The sequence below is a fragment of the Roseibium sp. LAB1 genome, from assembly GCF_054658235.1.
Map to the genome: position 1 here is coordinate 485,956 of NZ_BAAGIB010000004.1, position 20,550 is coordinate 506,505.

Here is a 20,550-nt window from a genome sequence, read left to right on the forward strand (position 1 = left end):
TCCGCCAAACATCCGCCTTATGTTGCAGATTACGGACCTTACATATCGGATCGGAGATCGCCTCCTGATCGACAGAGCCAGCGTTACACTTCCCGGCAAGGCCAAGACCGGTCTTGTCGGGCGAAATGGCGCCGGCAAATCAACGCTGTTCAAGATCATCACCGGAGATCTTTCCACCGAGACCGGCTTTGTGCAGATCCCGAAGCGCGCGCGCATCGGTCAGGTCGCCCAGGAAGCACCCGGCACGGAAGAAACCCTGATGGAAGTCGTGCTGGCCGCGGACAAGGAACGCAGCCAGTTGCTCGCGGAAGCAGAAACACAGACAGACCCGGCGCGGATTGCCGAGATCCACACCCGGCTTGCCGACATTGGAGCCCACACGGCCGAAGCCAGGGCCGGTGCGATCCTGTCCGGTCTCGGATTTGACGCTGCCGCACAGCAGCGGCCCTGTTCATCCTTTTCCGGCGGATGGCGCATGCGTGTCGCCCTGGCAGCTGTCCTGTTTTCCGAACCTGACCTTCTGCTACTCGACGAGCCGACCAACTATCTCGATCTGGAAGGCACGATGTGGCTGGAGAACTATGTTGCCCGCTACCCGCATCAGGTGCTTCTGATCTCCCACGACAGAGACCTTCTGAACAAGGCCGTCGACAGCATCGTCCATCTGGACCGGGGCAAGATGACCTACTATTCCGGCGGGTATGACAGTTTCGACCGACAACGGCGCGAGGCGATGATCCTGGCCGAAAAGGCCAAGGAAAAGCAGGACGCCCAGCGCAAGCACATGCAGGCATTTGTCGACCGGTTCCGCTACAAGGCCAGCAAGGCCCGGCAGGCTCAGTCCCGGCTGAAAATGCTGGAAAAGATGCAGCCCATAGCCGCCCTCACCGACGAGAGCAGCAAACCGATCCATTTCCCCGATCCGGAAAATCAGCTTGCCCCGCCCATCCTGAAACTGGAAGACGTGTCGACAGGCTATGGCGATACCAAGATCCTGTCTCGGTTGACGCTGAACATCGACACCGATGACCGGATTGCGCTGCTGGGGGCCAATGGCAACGGCAAATCGACATTCGCCAAGCTGATTTCCGGTCGCCTGGGCGCCATGGATGGCGAGATCACCAAGGCGTCGAAACTGAAGATCGCCTTTTTCGCCCAGCATCAGCTCGATGAGCTGAAACCGGCGGAAAATGCCGTCGCCCATGTACGCACCTTGATGCAAGATGCGCCGGAGGCAAAGGTGCGCGCCCGCGTTGCACGCATGGGCCTTCCGACCGACCGGATGGACACGCCTGCGAAAGACCTGTCCGGCGGAGAAAAGGCGCGTCTGCTTTTAGGACTGGCAACCTTCGACGGTCCGCACCTGCTGATCCTCGACGAACCGACAAACCACCTCGATATCGACAGCCGTGAGGCGCTGGTGATGGCCCTGAACGACTTTCAGGGAGCCGTTGTCCTGATCAGCCACGACAGGCATCTCGTCGAAGCCTGCGCAGACCGGCTTTGGCTGGTGGCCGACGGCAAGGTGGAGCCTTATGACGGCGACATGGAAGACTATCGCCGGCTGATCCTGCAGGGCCCCGAAGCGGTTCAGAAAGCCCGTGACAAGGCCGCTGCGGAAGCCGACAAGGCAAATGCGCAGGAAAAACGCCGCGATGCTGCCGTCAAACGCGGACTTCTGAAACCGTTGAAACAGAAGATTGATGCCGCCGAAAAGGAAATGAAGCGCCTGCAGGACAAGATCGGCAAGCTGGACGATGCGCTTGCCGATCCTGAGTTCTTTACCAAAGACCCAGAGCGGGCCGCCAAGTTCGCCAAGGAACGGGCCTTCTGCGAGAAAAAGCTGATCAAGACCGAAGAGGACTGGCTCGAACTTTCCGCCGAATTCGAGGAGGCAAGCTAAACGAAATTGATTTTACTTAAGGTTGTAAATTGGAGTATGTTGCAAGAATGCTAATTCTATTTTTGCCTAAGCATCCAAATATGTATGGAAAATTCAACAAAAAATGCAAGTGACTACGTACTTGAAACCGCTATTGCATTAGCACCAATAGCACTTGGATATTTTTCAGGTATTTCCTACCTCGATTCACTACTCTCCAACTTTGGCCTTTCTATCTATGAATTTGACGTTAGCATTGCGAACATAGCAGCACATTCATTTAACATTATAACAAACTATTTTTTTATTATTCCGTTACTTTGCATTTTCTTTTCTATTCTTTTAATATCAATACTGCTCTCGCTAAATGGTAAAAATCACAAAAATCAAAACAGAACCGTCACAACAACTTTTTCATTTCTAATATTTTTATTATTAATTTTCGCCATTCGAGTAGCCGCAGAAGACGCGGCCTCTAAAAAAACGGAAAAACTTTGGAATGGCGACACAACCAAAAGTTTTTTGTTAAAAGAATTCTCTGCTGATCTATTCAATTTAGGAAAGAGACAAAAATTAAGGCTGCAATCCTGCATTCAACAAAGAAATATTATAAGTTTATTTTCAACCAAAGAACGCGTGTATTCGGCCTGCATTAATGGCAATGAAGGATTTGTTTTCACACTCGACACAGTAAATAGAAAATATGTAAACGCCCAATATATTATCAAAATTAACGAATAAAGGAGTGAACCATGAAAATCGCAAATATTGCCAAAATCGCATCACTTCTTGTTTTGTTAAATACGGAAGCGAACTCTCAAGAAAAACTGCCTTCGCCCCAAAACGAAAAGGCTACTGAATTCTATTGGAATAGCGATAGTGCAGCCGATGCGATTGAGAGCATTCTGAAAAATGATGTTATAGCGCCTACAAAAAATAATACCCCGCCATCCATGGCTATTGTTTGGAGCGGATCCGCCAAGAATTATGGTTTTTTAAAGGATGGGGATAATCCACTTGGTACTTATAGAATTATTCCAAATAGTGCTGAAGTGCTTTTTACCTATTGCTCCGACAATCAAAGAGAAAAAATTTCGAAGGACAGGGTTGAAGACACTCAGGAAACCTGCAAATCAATCCCTGGAGAGCCTCCAAGGTCTATCACTGTTTCTTACTCCACAAAATGGAAATTTGAACAAGCCAATTCTGCCTTCTATGTCATCGATGAAGAAGATCCGATGGCAGAACCTTTCTACGTCCCCTGCTCTGAAACACCGTGGTCGTTGTTGGAGGCCGCTCGTCTGGCTGGTTCTGGAAAAACCGCTTTGATTGGCAACAAGGATGCGATCGCCGAATTGTTGATGGCAGAAAATCTTAAGCCAATAGAATTTGAAAATATGAAAACATCTGTTCCTAGTTTTGAAAGCTGCGAAACTGCTGGGGAATTTGTTTTAGATATCGAACCATATGCACCAAATCAGCCAACCTCCCTTATTCTTGACGTAAAAAAGTGAGGTTCATGATTTTCACAATGGAAGTAAAAAAATCTTCCGGGTAAGCATTTAAATAACTGATGTAAAATAGGCCTGTCTCTTAGGCGCATTTTCAACAACCTCACCGGTTGGACGGAACTCTATCTAATGGCCAAGATTACAACACTCGGTTTCGATGCCGACGATACGCTCTGGCACAACGAACGGGTGTTCAGGCTGACGGAAGAACGGTTCGCCTCGTTGCTCGCCGATTATACCGACAAGGCCCATCTCGCCGAACGGCTGCTGGCCGCGGAACGGCGAAATGTCCTGCATTACGGCTACGGTGTGAAAGGCTTCACGCTTTCCATGATCGAGACGGCAATTGAAGTTACCGACCGGCAGGTACCTGCGGATGTGATCGCCGAAATACTCGAAGCCGGTCGTGAAATGATGACACACCCCGTCGAACCGCTGCCTTATGTGGAAGAAACGCTGAAGACGGTAAAATCCTCTTTCAAGCTGGTCCTGATCACCAAGGGGGATCTTTTCGACCAGGAGCGCAAGGTGACGGCCTCCGGTCTGGACGTCTATTTTGACGCGATCGAGATCGTGTCGGAAAAAACGGACGAGACATATCGTTCACTGTTTTCCAGACACGGCAGCGGACCGGGCGAAGCTCTGATGATCGGTAATTCGCTCAAGTCGGACATCCTGCCGGCGCTGGAGGCAGGCGCTTTCGGCGCCCATGTTCCCTATGATCTTACCTGGGCCCTGGAAGAGGCGGACGAACCATGTGGCCATGACCGGTTTTACCGATTGGACCACATTGGCAAGGTTCCGCAGCTGCTCGCTCGCCTGAGCTGAATGGCAGCACTTTGGTCGAAAAATTCCTGCCGGAAGTGAAACCAATTAAAGTCTGACGGGTTGTCGTAAGTGAACATTCAGGCCCTTCGGGCAAGTTTGCGGCGTTACCGCAGACGTCGTTCGAAGGCTCGATTATTCGCACGCTTCAGATCAGGATTCGTAATGCCCCTCTCCAGAACCGTCACTCTCTTCCTCGGCGCAACAGCGCTCGTGATTGCCCCTTCCCTGTCCCCGGATGTGCCTTCACTTTCATTCCATGTCGACAAGGCCTTTGCCAAGAATGGCAATGGCAACGGTAATGGTGGTGGCGGCGGCGGAAACTCCGGCGGCAATGGCAATGGTGGCGGGAACAAGGGCAATTCCGGCAACAAGGGCAACTCCAACAGGGGTGGCAACTCCGCGTCCAACGGAAACGGCAACAAGGGCTTTGGGATCTTCAATCGTGGCAACGGTTCGAAGCAGGCCAAATCGAACAACGGCAATGGAAACGGAAAAGGCCTTGGAGGCTTTCTGAATTCCGTTTTCGGTACCGACAATGCAAGAAGCTCCGGCAAGCGGAATACGGCCTCGAGAGGCAAAAGCGGTACCGCGAGCCACCGCCTTCCCAAAGCCGAGCGTGCAACGCTGGCAAGTATTGCAGTGACCCCGCAGTCAAGCCCAGCCGGCAAACCGAAGAATTTCAACGCCAAGCTCGGCCGGCTTAATTCCCTGAACCGGAATTATCACGCCTATATCAATTCGAACGATCCGCATCTGGCCGCCATCCAGGCCTACATTAACGACAGCCTTGCCTTTGAGCGGCTATCCGCAGACCTGCAAGGCCTTGAAGAGGACTTGTTGGCGGCGCGTACCCTGTTCGACGGTCTGCTGCAGGATGTGGATAGCTATGACGGCTTTGCCTATGAAGGCCTGACGTCTCAACAGCTTGAAGACCGGCTTGCCGAGCTTGAAGGCCTTGATACAACCGAACTGACGCAAGACGAGCTGACTGCTCTCGAAACCGAAAGACTGGCACTTGAAAACGCTCTGCAGAGCGACGCCTATTCGGAGTTCAAGACAGCTGAAACCAGCTACGAAACGGAAAAGTTGTCGCTGGACGGTCTGGCAGGCGATGTCTCGGACGAGGCGCTGGAAGAAGCGCTGCTGGCAATGGCCAATGAAAACCGTGTCAGGGAATATGGCGACGACTACGTGGACGAGGAAATGCTCGACTGGGCCAAACAGGTTCTCGGCGTCGGCGACTATGACGGCAAGATCGATGAAATCCGCGAAGCGACCGAAGTCCCGGACGACGGCACGGACCCGCTCGATCCGGATGAAACCGCTGACGCCGGTGAAGGCTCCGACGGTTCAGACGGAAATCCGGACGATTTGCGCCTGATTTCCACGTCCAACTAGGGGCAATCAAGCCGGGCGGTCTACTTCAGTCCTTCTGTTCGACAGGACCGCCCTGCTTTACCCAATCTGAAAACCCGTCCGTGAGATGGGCTGCCTCAAAGCCCATGTCCTGAAGCGTTGCGACCGTCAGCGCTGAGCGCCACCCTGAGGCGCAATGAAAAATGAAGCGCTTGTCCTGAGCGAAGACATCCTTGTGATATGGGCTTTCCGGATCCACCCAGAATTCGATCATGCCGCGTGGACAGTGAACGCTGCCAGGAATGAAACCGAGCTTTTGACGTTCGCGCACATCTCTCAGATCAACGAAAACGACGTCTGGATCACCCACCATCGCAATGGCGGCATCTGTGTCGACCTCCTCGATCCGGGCCCTGGCTTTGGCAACCATGTCCGCCGCGGAAATATTCAGTTTCTTCATGAGGCGTTCCTCCCTTTCGGCAACGTGCACCGATGCTCGTCAGATCTTGGCTGAGTACAGTGTCGCAGACGCTTTCGGCGCAAACTAGGCCTTGCGTTCCCAGCCACCTGCTTCGGTCTGTTGCCAGTAGGCGATCTCAAAACCGTCCGCCTTGGCTTCCTTCCAGCGATGGCGTGCCTCCTGGACGGCGTCCGTGTCGTTTCCGTCAAACATGTAGATCGCCCGTTTGTAGGCAGTCAGCGGAGGCGGCGCGGCCCTGTCGACCATGAAGCGCACATCGGCCTCGTTCGGATTGTCCTGCTCGGCCGTAAGATAGATCGGCTGATGTTCGGGAAAACCGTCTGCCTTGGTGCCGTGCGGCAAAAATCCGTCATCGGTGAAAGTCCACAGATGTGCATCGAGGGCGCTGCATCGCTCCTCGGTTCCCGTCTGAACGACCACTTTCCAATCCCGTTCCAGGCACTTTTGCAAAAGCTGCGGCAGCGCCATTTCCAGCGGCTTGTGCAAAAGATGATAGAATACAACTTCAACGCTCATGCTTGACCCTGTTTCGCCGCTTCATTTGCACCCCGCTTCCCGTTATCCACTGGCCTACCGGAATGTGGTGCAGGCCTGCAACACCCGTGTGTCCAAATTCCCCCAAAGGGCAAACAGGACATGGACAGGCCATAAGACTCGTATCATTAACCCTTCGAAAATGTCGATTGGCTAGGTTCGTCTCCGGGGACGATCCAATGATCAATCGATTTGACCATGGATCATAAAATTTGGCTGGTGACCGGTTTTCCCGAGCCAGCACAAAAGGGGAATTGGTGAATGCTTGCGCGTGTAGTTGTGTTTTTTGCATTGGTTGCTGTCGTTGCAGGCGCGACACTGGGCATGGGTCTTCTGGTTGAACCGGCAACGGCCTGCCAGACCTACAAGACCTGCTGATCCCGGGTCGACAGTCTATTACGAAAAACCCGCCATCCGGCGGGTTTTTCTTTGGCTGGAAGGCCAACAAGCATCGGACGGGGCCGACCTGAAGCTGGCCGAGGCCGGCAAGCTTTGGTTCAGCCTTCGTAGTGGTCCGCGACAAGCTGGTTCAGCAGACGAACCCCGTAGCCGGATGCCCAGCTCTGGCAGATATCGTCCTTCGGGGCACCGAATGCCGTACCGGCGATATCCAGATGCGCCCAGGGCACGTCATTCGTGAAGCGCTGCAGGAACTGGGCCGCCGTAATGGACCCGGCCCATCGGCCACCGGTATTCTTGACGTCCGCATTGGGCGTATCGATGATCTTGTCGTATTCCTTCGACAATGGCAGGCGCCAAAGCGGCTCGCCACTTGCCTTGGCAGACGCCAGCAGCTTGTCCGCAAGAGTGTCGTTGTTGGAGAATAGCCCGGCGTTGAGATTGCCGAGAGCAACGAGAACCGCGCCGGTGAGCGTCGCCAGATCGATCATGATCGCGGGTTTGTATTTTTCCTGCGTGTACCAGAGAGCATCAGCAAGAACAAGGCGGCCTTCTGCGTCCGTATTCAGGATCTCGATGGTCGTTCCGGACATGGCCGTGACAATGTCGCCGGGCCGTTGAGCGTTGCCGTCCGGCATGTTTTCGACAAGGCCGATAACACCGATCACGTTGGCCTTCGCCTTGCGGCCCGCGATCGCATGCATGGCACCGACGACAGCCGCAGCACCACCCATATCGCCTTTCATTTCTTCCATGCCCGCTGCCGGCTTAATGGAGATACCACCGGTGTCGAACACCACGCCTTTGCCGACGAAAGCAACCGGGGCATCGCCTTTCTTGCCACCGTTCCAGCGCATCACGGCCAAATGCGGCGGGCGGGTCGAGCCCTGGGCAACCCCGAGCAAGGCAGCCATCTTCAGCTTCTTCATTTCCTTTTCGCCGAGAACCTCGACTTCAACGCCTAGGGCTTCCAGTTCCCTTGCCTTGGCAGCGAATTCCACCGGCCCAAGCACGTTTGCGGGCTCGTTCACAAGATCACGGGCCAGAATCACACCGTCTGCGATGGCCTCGGCAGTTGACCATGCCTTCTTTGACGCCTTCGGATCGGCAACACCCAGCGTGACCTTCACATTCTTTGGCTTGTCATCATCTTTCTTGGCGGTTTTGTAAGCGTCGAAGGCGTAGGCCCGGAGCTTTATGCCCATGGCAAATTCGGCTGCCGACGCGCCTGACGGATCTGCGTCGCCCGGGACGTCCAGAATCACTGTCGCCGCCTCGGCTTTGGTCTTCTGCAGCTCGGCAAACACCGCCCCACCGAACGCCCGCCAGTCGTCGCCGCTCAATTCGGCAGCATCGCCAATCCCGAACACGATCAGCCGGTCGAGACCGGATCCGGCTGGAGCGACCAGATCAAGACTCGTCTTTTTTTTCCCGGAAAAGCCTGCAATACCGGCCGGACGTTGCAAGCCGCCCTCAAGACCCGAGACAACCTCCCCCGCGACCTTCCCGAGACCCAGGTCGTTTGCAGCCAGAATTACGGCCACCCCGCCTTTCGGCGTCTCAGCCTTGGAGAAGTTCAGTTTTGCAAGCTTGGTCATGCTTCGGTCCCGTTGGTTTTTCTGGTTGGAACGATTGGGCGGTGGAAAGAAAAAGCGCCCTATCCCGTGGATTGTGGTTTTCCTGTCAAATCATGGGGTTTCAACAGCTTTTCGGCAAGGGCGGCAAAAATTAATGTATATTTACCATTCTTATTCATGGGCCATTCACCACATTCCGTGTTATTCGGTCTCAGGCCGATTATCGTCATTTTTGCAGGGACATGTACCGGCACTGTTATGAAAACGCTTGAACGTTACATCATCCGCCGGACTGTCTACGCTTTCACCCTCACGATTGCTGCGATGACGGGTGTGGTCTGGGCAACCCAAGCCTTGCGCCAGCTGGACCTGGTGACCTCAAAAGGTCAGACCATTGTCCAGTTCATCGGCATCACCATGCTTGCCCTGCCGTTCCTGATCGTGATCGTTGCGCCGTTCGCTTTAATGATCGCCCTCATACTCGTGCTCAACTCCTTGTCCGGCGACAGTGAGCTTATCGTCATCGACGCCAGCGGCGGTTCCAGGTTTCTGGTTCTGAAACCGGTCATGCTGTTTGCCTTCGTGGTGATGTTGCTGACCGCGAGCATGTCACTTTACGTCGCCCCGACAGGCCTGGCGCAGCTGCGAACAGAGATCACCCGTGTGCGCGCCGACCTGGTGGCCAATATCGTCAAGCCGGGCCGCTTCATTTCGGTTGAGGACGGACTGACGTTCCATATCCGCAACCGCTCCGGCAAGGGCACGCTTGACGGCCTTTTGATGCATGATACCCGCGACCCGGAAACAGCCTTCACCTATCAGGCAGATACCGGCCTGATCGTCGAAGCCGCCGACCGCACCCTTCTGGTGATGCAGAACGGGACCATTCAACGGCGACCGAAACAGCAGGGCGATATTTCGATCGTCCGGTTCCAGTCCTATGCCTTCGACCTGTCCAACCTCATTCCGGAAGCCGGCGAACCGGTGTTCAAGGCGAGCGAACGCACCACGCTGAACTTGATGTCGCCGGGCCGACACGACGAATATGCACTGAAGAACCCGGACAAGCTGGATCAGGAACTGCATGAACGCTTCAGTCAGCCGCTTTATTGCCTGGCTTTCGGGCTGATCGTGTTCGCATTTCTCGGCAAGGCCAGAACGACCCGTCAGGGCCGTGGCTTTGCCGTACTCGGCGCAATCTGCTCCTGTGTTCTTCTGAGGACAACCGGCTTCGGTGTCACCGCGATCTCGGGAGGGGCCACGGCGTTGCTCAGCCTTCTCTACATCGTTCCGGTGACCGGTGCGGTGCTTGCGCTCATTTCGATTTTCCGGGAACAAGGTGGAACGCAGCCCCGCTGGCTGACCGATCTGCAGCATTCCGTACAGGATCGAATTGACGCTCTCAGCGACCGATTGAACGGACGCAAACCGGGGGGCGTCGCATGATCCTCGGACGGACACTGTCGCTGTATTTCTCCGGACGTTTCCTGAAGGCAATCCTTGGCCTCTTCCTGTTCGCCGCAGTCCTGATCTATCTGTTCGACGTACTGGAGCTGGTTCGGCGCGGTGGCGACCGCGAGGGATTTTCGGTCATGCGCGTTGCTTTGATCTCTGCCCTGCGGGTGCCGCTGCTTCTGGAACAGGTCATTCCCTTCACTGTTCTGTTCGGAGCAATCGCTGCCTTCGTGACCTTGAGCCGCGCGCTTGAACTGGTCGTGGCGCGGGCATCGGGCATCTCGGTTTGGCAGTTTTCTCTTCCCGCGATCCTTGTCGGGATCGTCCTCGGTATCCTGTCCATTACGGTCTACAATCCCGCTGCCGTCTGGTTTCAGCAAAAATCGGACGAGGCAGCTGCCGGATTGTTCGGTTCGGAACAGAGCTTCCTGCTGCAGTCTTCAAACGACGTCTGGGTGCGCCAGGACGGTCTTGACGGGGAATCGGTACTGCTTGCCAAGCAATTGCTGGAAGGCGGAACGCTGCTGCGTGGCGTCACCGTTTTCACCTTCGACAAGGACGGCACCTTCCGTGAACGGATCGAGGCGGACGAAGCGCGGCTCGGGGACCAGATCTGGTATCTGGACGATGCCATCGTCTACACGACCGAACAGGATCCACAGCCTTACGGCCAGTATCAGGTCAGCACATTCCTGACAGCAACTGAAGTTCGCGAGAGCATCGGCTCCCCCGAATCGATTTCTTTCTGGAATTTGCCGCGATTTATCGAATTGGCCAGAAACGCAGGGTTACCTGCGTATCGGTACAATTTGCAGTATCAGACTCTCCTTGCCCGACCGCTTCTTTTGGTCGCTATGATTTTGATCGCAGCGGCGGTTTCCCTTAAAGTTTCGCGGTTTGGAGGATTGGGGAGTATGATTCTGGGTGGAATCCTGTCCGGGTTCGTGCTTTACGTTCTAACCGAACTTGCCAAGGACTTCGGGGGCGCGGGTATTGTCCCTCCCTTGGTGGCGGCCTGGGCGCCAGGAATATTTGGAGTACTCATGGGTTTGACAATTCTCTTGAATCAGGAAGACGGGTAAAGCGATGACTTTTCCGGTTTTTCTGACCACAGAGACTTGGGCCAAAAAAGGCAGATTGTTGGCTGCGGCGAGCGTATGCGCCATTGCAGCAACCCTTTGCCATGGGTACGGAACAACAGCCACCGCGCAGGACCTGACAAGCAGTCTGGCCGGTGAACTCGACCCCGATGCCGAGCTGCTGCTTGAATCCAGCGAAATCACCTATGACTTCGACCGCGACCTGATCCTCGCGACCGGGGATGTTCAGGTCTATTACGACGGAAGCACGGTGCAGGCGCATCAGGTCATATTCGACCGCAAGAGCCAGCAGCTCAAAGCGTCCGGCAATGTGATCTTCATCGAATCCAACGGCAATGTCGTTCGCACCGAGGAGATGGTGCTGTCCGAGGACTTCTCGGAAGGGTTCGCGCGTGCGCTCCAGATCGACACGACGCGTCGCACTCGCTTCCTGGCCGAGCAGGCCCGGCGCGAAGGCAACAACATCACGACCATCGATAACGGGGTCTATACGGTCTATACCAAACCGACCAACCCGCCGGACAAACCGCCGCTCTGGCGCGTGCGGGCCGAGAAGATCATCCACAATCAGCAGGAAAAGATCATCCGGTTCGAAAACGCAGCCTTCGAGGTTTACGGTCAGCCGATCGCCTACCTGCCCTATCTTTCGATGCCGGATCCGTCTGTTACCCGAAAATCCGGCTTCCTGATGCCGAGTGGCATCATATCCGATAAACTCGGTTACGGCGTAAGTGTTCCCTATTATTGGGCACTCAGCCCCTATTACGACGTCACCACGATCCTGACACCGCTCACAAAGCAGGGCGTGTTTGGTGATGTGGAATATCGTCACCGGTTTGCAGCAGGCGAAGTAAGCGTTTCTGCCGCGGGTCTTTTCCAGGCACAGCCCAGCAACTTCACGACAGATCGCGCTGACGATCGCTTGCGCGGCGCGGTCAATTCCACGGGCTCGTTCAGTATTGCACGCGACTGGACCCTTGGCTGGAACCTGACGTACAAGAGCGACCGCCAGTTCTTCAAGGACTACTCATTCACAAGTTTCGGCGACAATGGCGAAACCTCCACGATCTACCTGCAAGGCAAGACCGACCGCAACGCACTGTCGGTGAAGGCCTATGCCTATCAGATCTCCCAGGAGGACTATACGGACAGCCAGTTCAACGCCAACGGGTTCTCTCCGGTCGGAAGCTCCTTGCAGGACAAACAGCCACTCGTCCTGCCGGTAATCGACTATGATTACGTGTTCGCGGACCCGATCCTTGCAGGTGAACTTGCGCTGACGGCCAACTTCACCTCGCTGACGCGCGACGAAACCGACGCGTTTTCCATCGATGGCGGTACAACGCCGAAGTTCCGGGGTGTCGACGGAACTTTCTCGCGCGTGTCTCTCAAGGGCAACTGGCGCCGGACCTTCATCGATCCGCTCGGGCAGTCCTTCACGCCATTTGCCTATATGCGCGGCGACCTGTTCTTTCTGGCCTCGCCCGACTCCGACGTAACGGCCCTCACCGGTGAAAGCTTCGTTGGACGCGCGATGCCGGCAATCGGCCTGGAATATCGCTATCCGTTCATCGCGACGTTTGATGGCGGCAACCAGATCCTGGAGCCGGTGGCACAGATTGTCGCCCGTCCGAACGAACAACGGATCGGCGAGTTGCCGAATGACGACGCACAAAGCATTGTCTTCGATACGACGACCCTGTTCGACTATGACAAGTTTTCCGGTTTCGACCGTGCAGAAGGCGGCACGCGTCTTAACGTCGGTCTGAACTACAAGCTGCAGTTGGACAGCGGTTACTATGTCAGCGGTCTGTTCGGCCGGTCCTATCAACTTGCCGGCGACAATTCCTATGCCATTCCTGACATTCTCGGTGCGACACAGGATTCCGGTCTGGAGACAACCTTGTCCGATTACGTCGGCAGCCTCTATCTGGACACGCAATACGGCGTGAAGGTCGGTGCTCAGGCCCGGCTCGACAAGGAAGATTTCTCTGTGAACCGGATCCAGGCGCAGGCCAGCGGTATCTACGGCCCAGTGGTTTCGTCCCTTGCCTATGCATTCCTGAACGCGCAGCCGGATGTCGGTATTGATGATCCGCGTGAGGAGCTGCTTGGCTCCGCCAGCCTGCGTCTTGAAGAAAACTGGCGGATCTTCGGGTCCATGCGGTATGATCTGCAGAACAGCAACATTGTGCAGGACGGTCTTGGTATCGGCTATGATGACGAAGGCTTCTCGCTGTCTGTCACCTACGCCGAAGACCGCAGCCGCAACGACGGCGATGAAGTCAACCGGACGCTCTATTTCCGCATCGGTTTGAGGACCATCGGCACGACACAGGTTTCAAGCGGCGCTCTCAACTAGACTATCTGACTGACCGCGGGTCATCATGCCGCCACGAAAAAAGGCATGATGCGTGGAATCTTTGAAATTTCGGGCATGATATGCGAAACATCATGTCACAAAACAACGAACTGCGGTTTGGCCTCAAGCCAGCACGGATGGTTACTCAATGCGACTTCGTATCGTTCCGGTTTTCTTTGGACTAGCTTTGATCCTGGCAGCCCCGCTGGCAGCGCCTGCGCATGCTGCGATCAAGATCATCGTCAATGACGTGCCGATTACCGATTACGATATCAGCCAACGTGCCCGGCTGATAACGATGACCCAGCGCAAATCCGCGTCCATCGCGAAGAAGCAGGCGCAAGAGGAACTGGTCGACGATCAGGTCAAGCTCGCAGAAGCCGAACGGGTCGGTATCGACGTCAGCAAATCGGAAGTCGACAACGCGTTCAACAACATCGCCCGCAATGTGAAGATGTCACCGGCGCAACTGTCCAAGGCACTTCGCAGCGGCGGCGTACAGCCGGACACCTTGAAGGACCGGCTCAAGGCCCAGCTTGCCTGGAACCAGGTCCTGCGCTCCCGCTTCAGCGGCCGGATCGAGGTGAATGAATCCGACGTGATCGCCGCCTTGAAGAAGACCGACGAAGAGGATCGTCAGAAATCCATCGAATATGATCTCAAGAGGGTCATTGTCGTCGTTCCGAAGAACTCTTCCGGCGGCTTCAAGTCGAAGCGCAAGAACGAGAGCAACCAGATCCGGGCAGCCTTCAACGGCTGCGATGAATCCGGCGCCGTTCTCGGCAAATACAGCGAAGTGGTTGTTCAGCCCATCGGCCGCAGGCTTGAAACCGAGTTGCCGGAAAACATGCGCGCCGAAATCGAAAAGATGACCCCGGGCAAATTGACGAAACCGTCCGCTACACCAGTCGGCTATGAAATGATCGCCGTATGTGGAAAGCGTGAAATCGCATCTGACATCGCGGTGCGTACGGAACTTGAAAACGAGCTGCGGCAGAAGGAAGGCGAAAGCCAGTCCCGCCGCTACCTCTTGGAAATCCGTCGCCGCTCCACCATCATCTATCGCTGATCCTGCATGCGCTCCAACCAGAAGCCGATTGCCGTGAGTATGGGGGAGCCCGCCGGGATCGGCCCGGATTTGACCCTGATTGCCTGGGCCAATCGCAAGGCCCTCGGACTGCCTCCTTTCTACATCCGCGGTGATGAAACCCTGCTGCAGGAACGGGCTCGAAAAATAGGCCTGAATGCCCGGCTAAAGTCCGTGACACAGGACGAGGCCACCGCGACCTTCGCCAAGGCGCTCCCCATCGTGCAGACCGGGCCCGCGCTTTCCGACCAGCCGGGTGTGGAAACGCCTGAGACGGCAGCCTCGGTCGTAGCCTCGATCGAGGGTTGCGTCGAGGACATAAGATCGGGTCTTGCCTGCGCGCTTGTGACAAATCCGATCAACAAGGCTGCGCTGTACAGAACCGGCTTTGCCTTTCCCGGCCATACCGAATATCTGGGCTCGCTTGCCGTGACGCATTGGTCAGAAGAACCGGCAAAGCCCGTAATGATGATCGCCGGTCCCGAGCTGATGGTCGTGCCGGTCACCATTCATATTCCCCTTCGGGATGTTCCCGCCGCGCTGACGACAGAGCTCATTGTAGAGACCGCAGAGATCACTGCGAATGACCTCAAGACCAGGTTTGGCTACACCTCCCCCCGGCTGGCGCTTTGCGGGCTCAACCCTCACGCGGGCGAGAACGGTTCGATGGGCACGGAAGACCGGGATATCGTCGAGCCGGCTGTAGCGCGCTTGCGTGCGATGGGTATCGACGCCAGTGGCCCTCATCCCGCCGACACATTGTTTCACCCGGCTGCACGCGAGAACTACGACTGCGTGCTTGGCATGTATCACGATCAGGTGTTGATACCGGCAAAGACCATCGGCTTTGATGAAAGCGTCAATGTCACGCTTGGCCTGCCCTTTGTCCGCACATCTCCCGACCATGGTACCGCCTATGGCCTTGCGGGAACAGGCACCGCCCGGGTTGACAGTTTTGCTGCCTCATTGCGCATGGCGGATGTTCTTGCGAACCCCGATCGGTTCTAGGGCGGCAACGACAATGGCCCAGATAGATGACCTGCCCCCGCTGCGCGACGTCATCGCCGCACACGGTCTCAATGCCAAGAAGTCGCTTGGGCAGAACTTCCTTCTTGATCTCAACCTCACCTCCCGCATCGCACGATCGGCCGGCGACCTCGAAGATTGCACCGTGCTGGAAGTCGGTCCGGGACCGGGCGGGTTGACGCGCGCTCTGCTGGCTGCCGGAGCGAAGCGGGTGATTGCCATCGAGAAGGACAGCCGTTGTCTGCCGGCGCTCGCCGAGATCGCAGATCATTACCCTGGACGCCTTGACGTTATCGAAGGCGATGCCCTTGAAATCGACCCTGTGGCTCTGACCGGGGGCGATAAAGTCCGAATTGCTGCAAACCTGCCCTACAACGTCGGCACCCAATTGCTTATAAACTGGATCACGACGCCGCAATGGCCCCCCTTCTGGTCGTCGCTGACACTGATGTTCCAGAAGGAAGTTGGCGAGCGGATCAGCGCGCAACCTGGATCGAAGGCTTACGGCAGACTCGCGGTTCTGGCTGGCTGGCGCTGCAAGGGCGGCATCCTGTTCGACATCAGCCCGAAGGCTTTCACCCCGCCACCAAAGGTGACGTCGGCAGTTGTCCACCTGGAACCCAACGCCACGCCCCTGCCGTGTGGTCTGAAAGCCCTTGAAAAGATAACTGCTGCTGCCTTCGGCCAGAGACGCAAGATGCTGCGTGCCAGCCTCAAGGCGCTCACACCCGACGCGGAAGAGCTGATTACAAAGGCCGGCCTGAAGCCGACGGCCCGCGCCGAGGAAATCGATATTGCCGGGTTTGTCGAACTTGCAAATACATTCAGGACGGCCCGGGCAATTTAGCACCATGCCTCACGGCAAGGGCCTCCAGCTCGCGGCATTTGCCAACCTGGACGGCTTTCAGGTTTTCCGGATCATCCAAGCCAAGATCCCGTACCAGCCAGTCCGGCATGGTGCATGACCCGTTTTGCGAATCCGGACCGATGGACCATAGGTTCCGTTTTCTCGAAAAGATGAATTTCAGCAAGCTGACCATCGTCTGTTGTCCCGTTGATAACGGGGTGAAGATGTCAGACTTCATTCGCAATGTAATTGAATGATAATGCATGATATCATTCAATAATGAATAACAACGATTTTGACTGGGATGCTGTGCGCGTTTTCCTTGCCGTCGCCGAGCATCAAAGCCTCAGCAAGGCAGCCCAGGTCCTTCGCCTGTCCCAACCGACTGTCGGCCGCCATATCGCGCGACTGGAAGAACAGTTGGACGTGCAACTGTTCGATAGACGCCAGACCGGCTATGAGCTGACAGGCGGCGGCCGCAGGCTGATCAAGATTGCCAGATCGATGGCTCGTGGAGCGGCCGACTTCAGGCGCGCTGTCGACCTGGAAAAAGCAGACTCAACCGAACAGGTCTGCAGGATTACCCTTGGCGAATGGGGACAGCATTATCTGACACGACACGTCGATCAGATCACCGACGGGCTGGAAGGTGTCCGTGTCGAGTTTTTTGCAGATGACGCCTTTTGGGACCTCAGCCGGAATTCCGCAGACATTGCCATAGGCAACCGCCCGCCAAAGCATCCGCACCTGATTGTCCAGAAACTGGGTGAGATCAAGTTTCACGTCTATGCTTCGCAGGCCTATTGCCTGAAACGGCCGGATGCTGTTGACCCGTCGACATGGCAGGACCAGATCTGGGCAGGTTATTGTGGCAGTCGGGCTCGACTGAAATCCTCGCAACTGCTGAACGCCATTCTTCTGGGCAAGTCATGCCGCTACGCGGTCAACAATTCCGTTTCACTCTGCAATATCCTGACGGAAGGTCATGCCATGGGGATCCTGCCGGACTGGATTGCCGAAACAGAAGGCCTCACGCGCCTGTCGACGGCCCCTCTCGCCCACGGAGAATCCTGGATGAGTTTTCACGAGAGACTGCGCTTCCATCCCACGCTGTCGGAAGTCAAGGATCGCGTGGCCAAGCTGTACCGCCAGAGGATTTTTGAAACAGCATCACTGCCATAAGGGGCTGACGCCGCTCTCGGATCCTCGTGGGTCTTCCGTTTAACGACAGGGGCGGCTGTGACCGGATACTCTCGAGGCGGTCTGTGAGCGGTCAGGACTTCTCGGCAAGTTCGGTTTCGAGATCGTCGACCATTCCTTGAATAAGGGGCCCGATCTTCGGTGAGCGAAACTGCTTCAGTCGCTCTGCCTTCAGGATCGCGCGGACATTCTCATATGCACGTTCCAGATCGTCGTTGACGACCACATAGTCGTATTTCGACCAGTGCCGCATTTCTCCGACCGCGGTCTTCATGCGCTTCAGGATAACGGTATCTTCGTCTTCGGCGCGCCGCTTCAGACGGGATTTCATTTCCGCGATGGAGGGCGGCAGGATGAAGATGGAGACGACATCATCGCGCATCTTCTCGTAGAGCTGGAAGGTGCCCTGGATATCGATGTCGAACAGAATGTCCTTGCCGTTCTCGATGGCGTTTTCGACCGGTCCGCGTGGCGTGGCGTAGTAGTTTCCGTGTACCTCGGCCCATTCCAGCAGCTCGTCATGCTCGCGCATCTGCTCGAACCTGCCGGCATCGATGAAATGGTAATGCACACCGTCAACTTCGCTGGACCGGCGCGGCCGCGTGGTCACAGAAATAGACAGGGCCAGATTGTCTTCGTTCTGCAGCAACAGACGCGCGATGGTCGACTTCCCGGCACCGGACGGCGACGACAGCACCAGCATCAGGCCACGGCGCTGCTGCTCGGCCTGCTCCGCACTGACAGTGGTTCCCGTTGAGGTCCCGGCAGGTGCGTCGGACATGTGGCTCACTCCAGATTCTGTATCTGCTCACGCATTTGATCGATAACGGACTTCAAGTCCAGCCCAATGGCCGTCAGGTCCACGTCGTTGGACTTTGAACACAAAGTGTTGGCTTCCCGGTTAAATTCCTGAGCCAGAAAATCCAGGCGCCGGCCGATGGCCCCGCCAGTGTCCATCAACTCGCGCACGGCAGCCACGTGGGCATGCAGTCGGTCCAGCTCTTCGCGGATGTCGGCCTTGGTTGCCAGAAAGACTGCTTCCTGATGCAGACGCTGCGGCTCCAGCTGACCGTCTGAAGCATCCATCAGTTCGGCAACCTGACGCTTCAGCCGTGCCTTTATGGCTTCGGGCTTGCGCGCAGGCAGCTCTTCGGCAGCCTGGGTCAATTCGGCGATCATGTCGATCTGGTCACGGACCACCTTGCCGATCGCCAGGCCTTCGCTATGACGCATGTCGACGAGATCGATCAGGGCCGCATCCAGGGTCGTCAGCAATGTGTTGTGAAGCGCCGCCTGAACATCCTCGTCTTCTTCGGGCTCCTTGAGCTCGAACACCCCCTTCTGTGCCAGAATGGCGTCGAGTGAGGGTGGAGCAAGATCAGGCACACGGTTCTTGAGGAGTTCGATAGTCGCCAGAACAGCATCCAGGGCCAATTCATTGACCTGCAGTTGCTGTTCCGACTGGTCTCGCTGCATCGAAAGTCCAATGGAAACGTTCCCGCGCCGAAGAAGTTTGCCGCAGCGCTCGCGGATCTTCGGCTCCAGCGTTTCCAGGCCAGTCGGAATACGGATACGAAGGTCAAGCGACTTGCCGTTGACAGACCTCAGTTCCCAGGTCCAGCGCACCGGTCCGGATTCTCCCAAGGCTCGTGCAAAGCCTGTCATGCTGGCAAGTGCCATGTGCCCCCCTTCGCGAAAGCGCCGCCGCCGGCCCGCCGCAAAGGCGGGCTCCGGTCAATTGGATGTGGCCGGCTGCGTTTCCTGGTTCTGTTCCGTCTGCCGGCGTTCTCTTTCCACCTGACGCCACTTGCGCACGTTTGCCTGGTGCTGCTCGTAGGTTTCGGCAAAGATGTGTCCACCAGTCCCGTCGGCCACGAAATAGAGATCCTTCGTGCGCGATGGATTGGCAACCGCTTCCATGGCAGCCCGGCCCGGGTTGCCGATCGGTCCCGGCGGCAATCCGTCGATCTGGTAGGTGTTGTACTTGTTTTCCGCCTTGAGCTCGGATTGCTTGATCGCCGAGCGATCCTTGAGCCAGGCTTCGCCGCCGTAAAGACCGTAGAGAATGGTCGGGTCGGATTGCAGGCGCATGTTCTTGTTGAGGCGGTTGACGAACACACCGGCGACACGTGGACGCTCGTCGGCCAGGGCCGTTTCCTTTTCCACGATGGACGCAAGGATGACCAGTTCCTCCGGCGACTTCACCGGAAGGCCCTCGGTGCGACGTTCCCAGATTTCGTTCAGCAGCTTGGTCTGCGCTGCCTTCATCTGGTTCAGAACTTCCTGGCGCGACGCACCGCGTGCAAACGTATAGGTTTCAGGAAGCAGAGCGCCTTCGACCGGAACCTCTTTAATCTCGCCGACAAGAACGGGATGCTCACGCACGCGCTCGATTATCTGGGCTGTGGTCCAGCCTTCCGGGATCGTTACCGAATGGGTGACGGCATTGCCTTCCACCAGATCGGTCATGATCTCCTGCATGGAGACGCCGGGCGCAAAAGCGTATTCGCCGGCTTTCAGCTTGGTGGCGTTCTTGTAGAAGCGGATACCCAGATTGAAGATCCACTCGTCCAGCAGATTGTCACTGATGACGCCCTGCCCTGAAAGCCTGTCGGTAATTCCGGAAAGCCCTGCACCAGAGGAAATCACCACGGTGGCGTCCTTTTGCAGAGGGCCCTTTTCTTCGAATTTCTGTTTTCCGAAATAAAGCGCGCCCCCGAACGCGGCCAGTCCGAACACGGTCAGGGTGATGACCATGTTGATCAGAATGACGAAGGGGTTGCGTACGTGCCGGGAGCGTTGCGGAGGCGCAGGCGCCGGTTCCGGCTGCAAGGCTTCACGCGGGCTTTTGGGCTTAATGCGCATATTGGGTCGCACCTCCAAGATTGAGCCCCCAAATCCCTGA

The 20,550-nt window shown here is 56.4% G+C and carries 18 protein-coding genes; 12 read left to right on the forward strand and 6 right to left on the reverse strand.

Going from position 1 to position 20,550, the window contains the following annotated elements; translation table 11 throughout:
• Positions 1 to 19: 19 nt before the first annotated feature.
• From ACYQ54_RS23635 to ACYQ54_RS23655, 5 genes are all read left to right on the forward strand, one after another.
• Positions 20 to 1,903, forward strand: coding sequence for an ABC-F family ATP-binding cassette domain-containing protein (locus ACYQ54_RS23635; protein WP_460086886.1), 1,884 nt, complete (start codon positions 20 to 22; stop codon positions 1,901 to 1,903).
• 84 nt (positions 1,904 to 1,987) lie between these two features.
• The gene (locus ACYQ54_RS23640; protein WP_460086888.1) at positions 1,988 to 2,623 is read left to right on the forward strand and encodes a hypothetical protein; all 636 of its coding nucleotides are present in this window, start codon (positions 1,988 to 1,990) and stop codon (positions 2,621 to 2,623) included.
• 11 nt (positions 2,624 to 2,634) lie between these two features.
• Positions 2,635 to 3,396 (forward strand): hypothetical protein, encoded by a 762-nt coding sequence (locus ACYQ54_RS23645; RefSeq protein ID WP_460086889.1) that lies wholly within the window; start codon positions 2,635 to 2,637, stop codon positions 3,394 to 3,396.
• A gap of 126 nt (positions 3,397 to 3,522) precedes the next feature.
• Complete coding sequence (locus ACYQ54_RS23650; RefSeq protein WP_460086892.1) at positions 3,523 to 4,221, forward strand: HAD family hydrolase; 699 nt, start codon at positions 3,523 to 3,525, stop codon at positions 4,219 to 4,221.
• 162 nt (positions 4,222 to 4,383) lie between these two features.
• Positions 4,384 to 5,619 carry a hypothetical protein gene (locus ACYQ54_RS23655; RefSeq protein WP_460086894.1) on the forward strand — a complete coding sequence of 412 codons (1,236 nt, stop codon included), beginning with the start codon at positions 4,384 to 4,386 and terminating at the stop codon, positions 5,617 to 5,619.
• Positions 5,620 to 5,644: 25 nt separating this feature from the next.
• Here the strand turns inward: ACYQ54_RS23655 and ACYQ54_RS23660 are convergent, their stop codons facing one another.
• The 3 genes from ACYQ54_RS23660 to ACYQ54_RS23670 all read right to left on the reverse strand — a co-directional run bounded on the left by ACYQ54_RS23660 (position 5,645) and on the right by ACYQ54_RS23670 (position 8,589).
• Positions 5,645 to 6,037, reverse strand: a complete 393-nt coding sequence (locus tag ACYQ54_RS23660) for a rhodanese-like domain-containing protein (RefSeq protein ID WP_460086896.1) — start codon at positions 6,035 to 6,037, stop codon at positions 5,645 to 5,647.
• A gap of 84 nt (positions 6,038 to 6,121) precedes the next feature.
• Positions 6,122 to 6,574 carry a DNA polymerase III subunit chi gene (locus ACYQ54_RS23665; protein WP_460086897.1) on the reverse strand — a complete coding sequence of 151 codons (453 nt, stop codon included), beginning with the start codon at positions 6,572 to 6,574 and terminating at the stop codon, positions 6,122 to 6,124.
• A gap of 515 nt (positions 6,575 to 7,089) precedes the next feature.
• On the reverse strand, positions 7,090 to 8,589 hold the full coding sequence (locus ACYQ54_RS23670; RefSeq protein WP_460086899.1) for a leucyl aminopeptidase: 1,500 nt from the start codon (positions 8,587 to 8,589) through the stop codon (positions 7,090 to 7,092).
• A gap of 237 nt (positions 8,590 to 8,826) precedes the next feature.
• Between ACYQ54_RS23670 and lptF the strand changes: the two genes are divergently transcribed.
• From lptF to ACYQ54_RS23705, 7 genes are all read left to right on the forward strand, one after another.
• Complete coding sequence (lptF, locus tag ACYQ54_RS23675; RefSeq protein ID WP_460086902.1) at positions 8,827 to 10,014, forward strand: LPS export ABC transporter permease LptF; 1,188 nt, start codon at positions 8,827 to 8,829, stop codon at positions 10,012 to 10,014.
• Positions 10,011 to 11,105, forward strand: coding sequence for an LPS export ABC transporter permease LptG (lptG, locus tag ACYQ54_RS23680; protein WP_460086905.1), 1,095 nt, complete (start codon positions 10,011 to 10,013; stop codon positions 11,103 to 11,105). The genes lptF and lptG overlap by 4 nt, the downstream gene beginning before the upstream one ends.
• Positions 11,106 to 11,163: 58 nt before the next feature.
• Entirely contained in the window at positions 11,164 to 13,485 is a 2,322-nt protein-coding gene (locus tag ACYQ54_RS23685; RefSeq protein ID WP_460086907.1) for an LPS-assembly protein LptD, read from the forward strand.
• A gap of 148 nt (positions 13,486 to 13,633) precedes the next feature.
• A complete protein-coding gene (locus ACYQ54_RS23690) occupies positions 13,634 to 14,554 on the forward strand; it encodes a SurA N-terminal domain-containing protein (RefSeq protein WP_460086909.1) in 921 nt (306 codons plus the stop codon).
• Between the two features lie 6 nt (positions 14,555 to 14,560).
• Positions 14,561 to 15,580: a 4-hydroxythreonine-4-phosphate dehydrogenase PdxA gene (pdxA, locus tag ACYQ54_RS23695; RefSeq protein WP_460086911.1), complete on the forward strand. Its 1,020-nt coding sequence runs from the start codon at positions 14,561 to 14,563 to the stop codon at positions 15,578 to 15,580.
• A 13-nt stretch (positions 15,581 to 15,593) separates the two neighbouring features.
• Positions 15,594 to 16,445 carry a 16S rRNA (adenine(1518)-N(6)/adenine(1519)-N(6))-dimethyltransferase RsmA gene (gene rsmA / locus ACYQ54_RS23700; protein ID WP_460086913.1) on the forward strand — a complete coding sequence of 284 codons (852 nt, stop codon included), beginning with the start codon at positions 15,594 to 15,596 and terminating at the stop codon, positions 16,443 to 16,445.
• A gap of 279 nt (positions 16,446 to 16,724) precedes the next feature.
• Positions 16,725 to 17,627, forward strand: coding sequence for a LysR family transcriptional regulator (locus ACYQ54_RS23705; RefSeq protein WP_460086914.1), 903 nt, complete (start codon positions 16,725 to 16,727; stop codon positions 17,625 to 17,627).
• 91 nt (positions 17,628 to 17,718) lie between these two features.
• Here the strand turns inward: ACYQ54_RS23705 and gmk are convergent, their stop codons facing one another.
• Genes gmk through mltG form a run of 3 tightly spaced genes read right to left on the reverse strand, consistent with a single transcriptional unit; the run spans position 17,719 to position 20,510 of the window.
• Entirely contained in the window at positions 17,719 to 18,426 is a 708-nt protein-coding gene (gene gmk, locus ACYQ54_RS23710) for a guanylate kinase (protein ID WP_460086916.1), read from the reverse strand.
• Between the two features lie 5 nt (positions 18,427 to 18,431).
• Positions 18,432 to 19,325: a YicC/YloC family endoribonuclease gene (locus ACYQ54_RS23715; RefSeq protein ID WP_460086917.1), complete on the reverse strand. Its 894-nt coding sequence runs from the start codon at positions 19,323 to 19,325 to the stop codon at positions 18,432 to 18,434.
• A 54-nt stretch (positions 19,326 to 19,379) separates the two neighbouring features.
• On the reverse strand, positions 19,380 to 20,510 hold the full coding sequence (mltG, locus tag ACYQ54_RS23720; RefSeq protein WP_460086919.1) for an endolytic transglycosylase MltG: 1,131 nt from the start codon (positions 20,508 to 20,510) through the stop codon (positions 19,380 to 19,382).
• Between the last annotated feature and the right edge of the window lie 40 nt (positions 20,511 to 20,550).